Source organism: Gulosibacter sediminis, from assembly GCF_014904065.1.
GTDB lineage: Bacteria > Actinomycetota > Actinomycetes > Actinomycetales > Microbacteriaceae > Gulosibacter > Gulosibacter sediminis.
The window spans coordinates 63793-66942 of record NZ_JACXJG010000009.1 but is presented as its reverse complement, the minus strand read 5'-3'; the positions used below and the strand labels follow the sequence as shown (position 1 = coordinate 66942).

Annotated in this window: 2 protein-coding genes; both read right to left on the bottom strand. The window is 66.5% G+C overall.

Annotated features, from left to right (window positions below):
- Positions 1-553: 553 nt before the first annotated feature.
- The gene (gene recQ / locus ID132_RS04970; RefSeq protein ID WP_193128007.1) at positions 554-2362 is read right to left on the bottom strand and encodes a DNA helicase RecQ; all 1809 of its coding nucleotides are present in this window, start codon (positions 2360-2362) and stop codon (positions 554-556) included.
- 89 nt (positions 2363-2451) lie between these two features.
- A complete protein-coding gene (locus ID132_RS04965; protein ID WP_125107610.1) occupies positions 2452-2751 on the bottom strand; it encodes a rhodanese-like domain-containing protein in 300 nt (99 codons plus the stop codon).
- Positions 2752-3150: the final 399 nt, after the last annotated feature.

The following is a 3150-nucleotide window of genomic DNA, read 5'->3' as shown; positions in this document are numbered from 1 at the left end:
AGCGGGCCAAAACGTGACCCCTGGGTGCGATCTTTTTGCGGGGAGTTTCCTGACCGCAACGATGCGGGCGAGGACGAGTCGGCGACGGCTTGGGGACTGGCTTTACTTCACCACGACCCTCCGACATTGAGGGCGTGGGTGGAATCGCGACGGTTTGGGGACTGGTTTCAGTTCACCATGAGCCTCCGACATAGCGGCCACATGGGGGTCCGTGGCGCTCACCTGACTGGCATTCTGCGGTACCGGGTCCTCGACGCCAGCGTCGCCGACGTGGCCGCTTCCGGCGCGCGTGCGGTGGATGGGACAGCTTCCGGCGCCGTGCCAGGGGCGGCCAGCCTCCGGCCTGCTGCCGCCGGGTGCTATCGCCGTCGCGCTTGCCGAGCCGACACATCAACCGAGCAGCCGCATCCGCCCAGCAGCTCGACCTGGGTACGATGCCGATCGCACCGACTCACTCACGCATAGGTGTTGCGTTCAGCCCCAAACGCACGCGAAAACGGGCCTCGAATGGGGCCAAGCGCAACATCCACAACTTGAAGAGAAGATCGCGGAATTACTCGCGCGACGCGATCACGTCGAGCACCTCTTCGCCGTACTGCTCGAGCTTCGAGCGGCCGACGCCCGAGATGCCGGCGAGCGCGGTGATGGTGTCGGGGCGCTCTACCGCGAGCTCGCGCAACGTCGCGTCGTTGAACACGACGTAGGCGGGCACCGACTGCTCGCGCGCGGTGTCGCGGCGCCACTCGCGCAGTCGCTCGAAGCGGGCGAGCTGCTCGGGCTGCAGCGAGTCGAGCTCGGGCTTGGGGCGTGACGAACGCGAGCTGCGCACGCGCTGCTCGCGCACATCCGTTCGCAACTGCACCTGTTCGCCGCCGCCGAGCACCGACGCCCCGCGCTCGGTCATGCGCAGCACGCCGTAGTCGCCGTGTGCCTGAATCACGTTCATCGCGAGCAGCTGCCGAACGACCGATCGCCACCCCGACTCGTCGAGCTCGGTGCCGATACCGTAGGTCGACAGCTCGTTGTGCCGGTTCTGCGCGATGCGGTCGGTGTCACGGCCGAGCAGGATGTCGATGAGCTGGCCGGCGCCGAACGCGCGCCGCTGCGAGCGGTCGATGCGCACGATCGTCGAGAGCAGCTTCTGCGCGGCGACGGTGCCGTCCCACGTCGCCGGCGGGTTGATGCAGTTGTCGCAGTTGCCGCACGGCTCGGAGCGCTCGCCGAAGTAGTCGAGCAGCATCTGGCGCCGGCAGCCGGCGGTCTCGCTCAGCGCGAGCATCGCATCGAGGTGGAGCGACTGCTGCCGCTTATAGAAGTCGTCGCCTTCGCCCTGGTCGATCATGCGGCGCTGCTGCACGACGTCCTGCAAGCCATAGGCGAGCCATGCGGTTGACGGCAGCCCGTCGCGCCCCGCACGCCCCGTCTCTTGGTAGTACCCCTCGACCGACTTCGGCAGGTCGAGGTGCCCGACGAAGCGCACATCGGGCTTGTCGATGCCCATGCCGAACGCGATCGTCGCGCACATCACGAGCCCCTCCTCGCGCAGGAACCGCGCCTGGTTCGTCGCGCGCGTCGCCGCAGGCATGCCCGCGTGGTAGGCGAGTGCCGGGATGCCGCGGTCGCTCAGGTACTCGGCCGTCTGCTCGACCGACTTACGCGACAGGCAGTAAACGATGCCGGCGTCGCCCGGGTGCTCGGCCTTGATGAACTTGTGCAGCGAATCGCGGGCGCGGTCTTTCGGCACGATGCGGTACTGAATGTTCGGGCGGTCAAAGCTCGAGACGAACTTCGCGGCGCCGTCGAGGCCGAGCCGCTCGATGATCTCGTCGCGCGTCGCGAGCGTCGCGGTCGCCGTGAGGGCCACCCGTGGGACGTCGGGCCACTGCTCGTGCAGCACGCTGAGCTGCAGGTAGTCGGGGCGGAAGTCGTGGCCCCACTGGCTCACACAGTGCGCCTCGTCGATCGCAAACAGCGAGATGTTGCCGCGCTGGAGCAGCGGGATAGTCGCCTGCAACCGCTCGGGTGCGAGGTAGAGCAGGTCGAGCTCGCCGGCGATGTACTGCTGCTCGACGAGGCGACGCTCGTCGATGTCGAGGGTCGAGTTCAGGTAGGCGGCCCGCACGCCGAGTTGGCCGAGCGCATCCACCTGGTCTTGCATCAGCGCGATGAGCGGCGAGATGACGATGCCCGTGCCTTCGCGCACGAGCGCTGGCACCTGGTAACACAGCGACTTGCCGCCGCCGGTGGGCATGAGCACGAGGGCATCTCTGCCCTGCACGACCGCGTCGATGATCTCGGCCTGCTGCCCACGAAACTCTGGGTAACCCCATACCTGTTCGAGGACCTGCTGTGCCGTTGTCATACCTACAAGCCTAGGCACTGCCCGAAGTGGGCAGCTCAGTTCTCCACAGCCCCGATGCCGTGGTCACGTTTCCGCAGAAGGGCGCCGCGCTACCCGCGTTCGACGGGGAAGCCCTCGGCCTCCCACTGCGAAATGCCGCCATCGACGTTGGTCGCGTGCTTGCCATAGCGTTCGAGGAAGTCGACGGTGCGCGCCGAACGGCCGCCCGCGTGACACATGATGTAGGCGCCCTCATCGGGCACCTCGTCCATGCGATCCGCGAACTCGCTTAGCGGAATCACCGTCGCGAACGGGATGCGCACCTCGGCGACCTCGTCGTTCTCACGCACGTCAATGAGCGTGATGTTCTCACCCAGTTTGTGCAGTTCTGCAACGGAAATGTTCTCCATGAAGTGAGCTTAGACGCGATTTCTTGGGGGAATCTCCCCGGCGAAACATCAGCCATTCGATGGCATCGACCCACCGCCGAGTCCAACCTGCGGTTGAGATTCGTCGTCGCGTTACGCAGATTTCGTCGAGGCCCGGGGTTTTGTCGCAAGCGGCGGATAGGCTTCACACGATCTCCTCAGTGAGGGCTGCTCAACGGCGGTGCGCTGCGGGGTCGAACCCACCAGAACTCATGAGCGTGGTGACAGTTCGCCGCCGCGCGCGAAGGAGCAGCAGTGAGCGACAGCTACTCGAATCAGCCGAACGGGTACGGAGCTCCCTCGGGAGGCTACGGCCAGGGCGCGCCAGGGCAGAACCAGCAGGGCTACGACCAGCAGCAGGGTCAGTTTGGCCAGCAGCAG

Bases quoted from the DNA above. Each gene is read 5' to 3' on its own strand.
- recQ (WP_193128007.1), bottom strand. From the start codon at position 2,362: ATGACAACGGCACAGCAGGTCCTCGAACAGGTATGGGGTTACCCAGAG.
- ID132_RS04965 (WP_125107610.1), bottom strand. From the start codon at position 2,751: ATGGAGAACATTTCCGTTGCAGAACTGCACAAACTGGGTGAGAACATC.